General features: G+C 62.1%; 4 protein-coding genes. 2 read left to right on the top strand and 2 right to left on the bottom strand.

The annotated features are described in order from the left end of the window. Positions 1 to 1,937, bottom strand: a 1,937-nt coding sequence (parE, locus tag WBB85_RS01620; protein ID WP_432636879.1) for a DNA topoisomerase IV subunit B, incomplete at its 3' end; no start/stop codon positions are given. Positions 1,938 to 2,073: 136 nt separating this feature from the next. Here parE and WBB85_RS01625 point away from each other — a divergent pair. Both WBB85_RS01625 and nadE read left to right on the top strand, forming a co-directional pair. Next, positions 2,074 to 2,673 (top strand): SAM-dependent methyltransferase, encoded by a 600-nt coding sequence (locus tag WBB85_RS01625; RefSeq protein ID WP_432636880.1) that lies wholly within the window; start codon positions 2,074 to 2,076, stop codon positions 2,671 to 2,673. Positions 2,674 to 2,720: 47 nt separating this feature from the next. Continuing rightward, positions 2,721 to 3,500, top strand: coding sequence for an NAD(+) synthase (gene nadE, locus WBB85_RS01630; RefSeq protein ID WP_432636881.1), 780 nt, complete (start codon positions 2,721 to 2,723; stop codon positions 3,498 to 3,500). A gap of 106 nt (positions 3,501 to 3,606) precedes the next feature. Here nadE and WBB85_RS01635 read toward each other — a convergent pair. Next, positions 3,607 to 3,881 (bottom strand): helix-turn-helix transcriptional regulator (locus WBB85_RS01635; protein WP_432636882.1); only part of this gene is annotated, 275 nt, incomplete at its 5' end.

Consider the following 3,881-nt stretch of genomic DNA (forward strand, 5'->3'; position numbering starts at 1 on the left):
ACGAACCGTGCGTTCTCGCTGATAAACTGGAACCGTAGCTCCGGTTTCTTGCCCATCAGCCGCTCCACGAGATCGCCGGTCTCTCCCGGCACCTCATCGTCGATGCTGACCCGGATCAGTTTGCGGGTCTCGGGGTTCATGGTCGTGTCTTTCAGGTCCTTGGCGTCCATCTCTCCCAGACCCTTGAAGCGCTGGACGTCGATCTTGCCCTTGCCGCCAAGGCCCTTGGTCATCATGCGTTCCTTCTCTGCATCATCGGCCACATAGATGCGTTTGGCACCTTGCGTCAGACGGTAGAGCGGCGGGCAGGCCAGATACAAATGCCCCTTGTCGATCATCGGCCGCATCTGGGTGAAGAAGAAGGTCATCAGGAGGGCGGCGATATGGGCGCCGTCGACATCGGCGTCGGTCATGATGATGATCTTGTCATAGCGCAGGTCGTCGATATTGAACCGCGTGCCAAGGCCACAGCCGAGCGCCTGGGTCAGGTCGCTGATTTCCTGATTGCTCCCGAGTTTCGAGGAAGCGGCACCAAGGACGTTGAGGATCTTGCCCCTGAGCGGCAGGAGGGCTTGGGTCTTGCGGTCGCGGGCCATCTTGGCCGAGCCGCCCGCCGAGTCGCCCTCGACGATGAAAAGCTCCGTCCCCTCGCGGTTGGTTGCCGAGCAATCGACGAGCTTGCCGGGCAGGCGCAGTTTCTTGGTCGCCGTTTTCCGGGCGGTTTCCTTTTCCTGCCTGCGGCGCAGCCGTTCCTCGGCGCGCAGCACGAGGAAATCAAGGATCGCGCCCGCGGACTTCGTATCCGCCGCCAGCCAATTGTCGAAATGGTCGCGGACGGCCCCTTCGGTCATCTTGTGGGCGGCCTCGGTTGAAAGCCGGTCCTTCGTTTGCCCGACAAAGGCCGGGTCGCGGATGAAACAGGAAACCAGCGCGCAGCCCCCGGTCAAGAGGTCGTCGCGGGTGATCTGCGCCGCCTTCTTGTTGTTGACCAACTCGCCGTAAGCCCGGATGCCCTTCAGGATCGCGGCCCAGAAGCCCGCCTCATGCGTGCCGCCCTCGGGCGTGGGCACGGTGTTGCAATAGGACTGGATGAAACCGTCGCGCGAGGGCGTCCAGTTGATCGCCCATTCGACGCTGCCGGGTTCGCCGTATTTCTCCTGAAAGCCGACCTTTCCGGCGAAGGGGCGGTCGGCATAGGTGGTGGAGCCGTTGAGCTGTTCGTTCAGGTAATCGGCCAGACCGCCGGGGAAGTGGAACGTGGCCTCGGTGGGCGTTTCACCGTCGTCGATGGCGGATTTCCAGCGGATCTCGACGCCCGAGAAGAGATAGGCCTTGGACCGCACCATCTTCAGCAGGCGGGCCGGCTTGAAGCGGTGATGGCCGAAGATCTCCTCATCGGCGTGGAAGGTGATCGAGGTGCCGCGCCGGTTCTGGGTGGCGCCGGTTTTCTTGATCGGGCCGAGGGGCAGGCCGCGCGAAAACCGCTGTTCGAAAAGCTCCTTGTTGCGGGCGACTTCGACCACCATGCTGTCGGACAAAGCGTTGACCACGGAGGAACCAACGCCGTTCAATCCACCTGAGGTCTGATAGGCCTTGCCGGAGAACTTGCCGCCGGCATTGAGCGTGCAGAGTATGACCTCGAGCGCTGACTTGTTTGGAAATTTCGGGTGCGGATCGACGGGGATGCCTCGGCCATTGTCGCGGATGGTAACGGCGAAATCCGCGTGAAGTTCGACCTCGATTCGGTTGGCGTGACCGGCGACGGCCTCATCCATCGAATTGTCGAGAATCTCCGCGACGAGGTGATGCAACGCACGCTCGTCGGTGCCGCCGATATACATGCCGGGGCGCAGGCGAACGTGTTCGACGCCTTCGAGGACCTCAATGGAGGAGGCGTTGTAGTCGTCCGGCTGGCCCGAGAAGATGTCATTCGCCATGGTGCTGCTCGTCTTTTTGATTGGACCCGGATTAGACCATGCGGGCGCGGGCGGGGCAAGCGGCTTGCCCTTGCAATCGCCGTGTGAGGGGCGAAATATAGCGGTGTATTCGGGCGGCACCACCAAGGAGAGCAGGATGTGGGAAGAACGCTATGCCGGAGAGGATTACCTCTTTGGAACGGCACCTGCCGATTTCCTGCCGCGTGTTGCGGGTTGGCTGGTGCCGGAGCAGACCGCGCTTTGCATTGCCGATGGCGAGGGGCGCAATTCGGTCTGGCTGGCCGGGCAGGGGCTGAGTGTCGCTGCCTTTGACCCGTCAGGAAATGCCGTGGCCAAGGCGCGGCGACTGGCCGGGGAGAAAGGTGTGGAAGTGGCGTTCCATGTGACCGATCTTGACGGTTGGGACTGGTCGGTCGCGCATGATGTCGTTGCCGGCATCTTCATACAGTTCGTTGGTCCGGTGGAGCGGGCCGAGCTTTTTCGGCGCATTGACCGCGCGTTGAAGCCGGGCGGGTTGCTTCTTATTCACGGCTATGCGCCACGTCAGGTCGGGTATGGCACAGGCGGGCCGCCCGATCCGGAAAACATGTACACGCTCGATCTGTTGCGCGGGGCTTTCGCGGGCTATGAGGTGCTGCGGGCTGAGGACTTTGATGCCGATGTCGATGAGGGTAAGGGGCATTCGGGTCGCTCGGCGCTGATCGATTTCGTTGCGCGCAAGCCGGGCGCGGCGTGACTCGCGGCGAGGTCGTCCGTGTCGATGAATCCTGAAGGGAGAGTGAGATGAAAACCGAGGCTGTCGTCGACCATATCACCGGATGGCTTGAGGATTATTGTGCGGCTTCGGGGATGAAAGGGTTCGTCATCGGCGTGTCGGGCGGGATCGATTCCGCCGTCTCCTCGGCGCTCGCCGCGCGGACGGGGCGGCCGACCCTGGTGGTCGAGATGCCGATCCATCAAAGCAGGGATCAGGTCAGCCGGGCGCGCGATCATATCGAGATGCTGAAGACGCGGCATGCGAATGTGGCGGGGCAGGAGGTGGAGCTGACCGGCGTCTTCGACAGTCTGGTTGCCGCACTGCCGGGTGAGCCTGCGGGTGCTGCACGCGACATGGCTTTGGTCAATACCCGCGCGCGCCTGCGCATGACCACGCTTTATTATCTTGCCGGTCAGCATGGCCGACTGGTCGTCGGCACTGGCAACAAGGTCGAGGATTTCGGCGTCGGATTCTACACCAAATACGGTGACGGCGGGGTGGATCTGAGCCCGATTGCCGATCTGATGAAGTCCGAGGTTTACGCGATTGGCCGGGCTTTGGGCGTGAATGACGCGATCCTTGCAGCCCCACCCACGGACGGGCTCTGGGGCGACAGCCGTACCGATGAAGACCAGATCGGCGCGAGCTATCCGGAACTGGAATGGGCGATGGATTATAAGGGCGATGACGCGGCGCTGACGGGACGGCAGGCCGAGGTCATGGCGATCTGCCGGCGTCTGAACCGGGCGAACCAGCACAAGATGCTGCCGATCCCGGTTTGCGAGATCCCCGACGCCCTCAGATAACGGCGTGGCATCCCCGCCGACAAAGAGTTTCGGGTTTTGCGGATATCTCTTACTGACCGGTCCACGGCCATCATCCGGCGATCTTGCCTTGCGCCGCGAACGTCCTTTACGCGACCCGATCCGAAGATGTTATCAACCGGCGGATTTCAGGGCGCATTCCCTGCCGCTGCTGGTCGCGCAAAGTTGCCCGGAACGCCCGTGGGGTCTGACCGAATTGCTGTTTGAACGCCCGTGAAAAAACCGCCGGATAGGAAAAGCCGCAGGACAGGGCCACGTCCTTGATCGAATATTCCTCATAAAACAGGATGTTGCGCGCGGCCTGAAGGCGGATGTGCAAATAGAGTTTCATCGGAGATTCGCCAAAGATGCGGCGGCACAACC

The sequence above is a fragment of the Albidovulum sp. genome, from assembly GCF_049646345.1.
Lineage (GTDB): Bacteria > Pseudomonadota > Alphaproteobacteria > Rhodobacterales > Rhodobacteraceae > Albidovulum.

What these genes read in the sequence shown, in the direction of transcription:
- WBB85_RS01625 (WP_432636880.1), top strand. Translation starts at nt 2,074, where the DNA reads ATGTGGGAAGAACGCTATGCCGGAGAGGATTACCTCTTTGGAACGGCA.
- nadE (WP_432636881.1), top strand. Translation starts at nt 2,721, where the DNA reads ATGAAAACCGAGGCTGTCGTCGACCATATCACCGGATGGCTTGAGGAT.